The 1,261-nt window shown below is 69.5% G+C and carries 1 protein-coding gene; it reads left to right on the top strand.

The genetic code is table 11. From position 1 onward, the window contains the following. Positions 1–1,261, top strand: a 1,261-nt coding sequence (locus ACQKIP_RS47700; protein WP_427745893.1) for a condensation domain-containing protein, incomplete at both ends; no start/stop codon positions are given.

Genomic DNA, 1,261 nt, shown 5'->3' with positions numbered 1-1,261 from the left:
GCAGCGGCGCGGGACGGCCCGCGGTCACCCCCTACCGGGAGTACCTGGGCTGGCTGGCGCGGCAGGACAAGGACGCCGCGCGGGCGGCCTGGACACGGGCCCTGGCGGGGGCCGACGAACCGACCCTGGTCGCCCCCACCGCCGTGGATGCCGGGGCCGCGCTGCCGCGATCGGTGGCCTGCGCGCCGGGTTCGGAGCTGAGCGACGCAGTGCGCGACCTGGCCCGGGAGCTGGGCGTCACGGTGAACACTGTCCTGCAAGCAGCATGGGCGATCGTGCTGGCGCAGCTGGCCCGCCGCCAGGACGTGGTCTTCGGGACGACGGTCGCTGGGCGGCCGGCGGAGCTGCCGGGCATGGAGAACATGCTGGGCCTCTTCATCAACACCGTCCCCGTGCGGGTGCGACTTGAAGCGACGCAGTCGGTGACCCAGTTACTGACCGAACTGCAGGCCGGGCAGTCGGGGTTACTCGACCACCAGTATCTGGGCCTGACAGAGATCCAGCGGCTTGCCGGTCCGGGCGCGAGCTTCGACACGCTGCTGGCATTCGAGAACTTCCCGGGTGATCCGGATGCGCCGTCATCCCTTGATTCCGTGGTCGTCACGAGTGCCGGGATGCGGGAGTCGACGAACTTCGCGCTGGCGCTGGGCGTGGACCCGTCCGACCTGAACCTTCGGCTCGACTACCGCCCCGACCTGTTCGACGAAGACACCGCCCGGGCGTTGACCGGCCGGTTGGTGCGGGTGCTGGAGCAGGTGACCGCGGATCCGCGCGTTCGACTGAGTGAGATCAATGTGCTCGATGCCGATGAGCGGGCGCGAGTGGTGGGGGAGTGGAACGCCACGGCGCGACCCGTCGGCTCGGAGACGGTGATGGAACGTTTGCGGGAGTGGGCGGTTCTTTCGCCGGGGGCGTGTGCGGTGCGGTGCGGATCCGAGGAGCTGTCGTACGGGGAGCTGGAGGCCCGTTCGAATCGGCTGGCCCGGCGTCTACGACGTCTGGGTGTCCGATCCGAGTCGCGGGTGGGTCTGCGGTTGCCGCGTGGGGTCGACATGGTGGTGTCGATGCTGGCGGTGTGGAAGGCCGGCGGTGCCTACGTGCCGCTGGATCCGGAGTATCCAGCCGACCGCCTGGACTTCATGGCCGTCGACAGCGGCGCGTCCGTGGTGATCGACGCCGAGTGGCCGGCGGACGGCGCCGAGTCGGATGCACCACTTGATGTTCTGGTGAATCCCGACCAGTTGGCGTATGTGATCTACAC

The sequence above is a fragment of the Streptomyces sp. NPDC059900 genome (genome assembly GCF_050270335.1).
In the GTDB taxonomy this organism is placed as follows: Bacteria; Actinomycetota; Actinomycetes; order Streptomycetales; family Streptomycetaceae; genus Streptomyces.
Note: the sequence above shows the minus strand (reverse complement) of the source record. Positions and strands in the feature narration are given on the sequence as shown.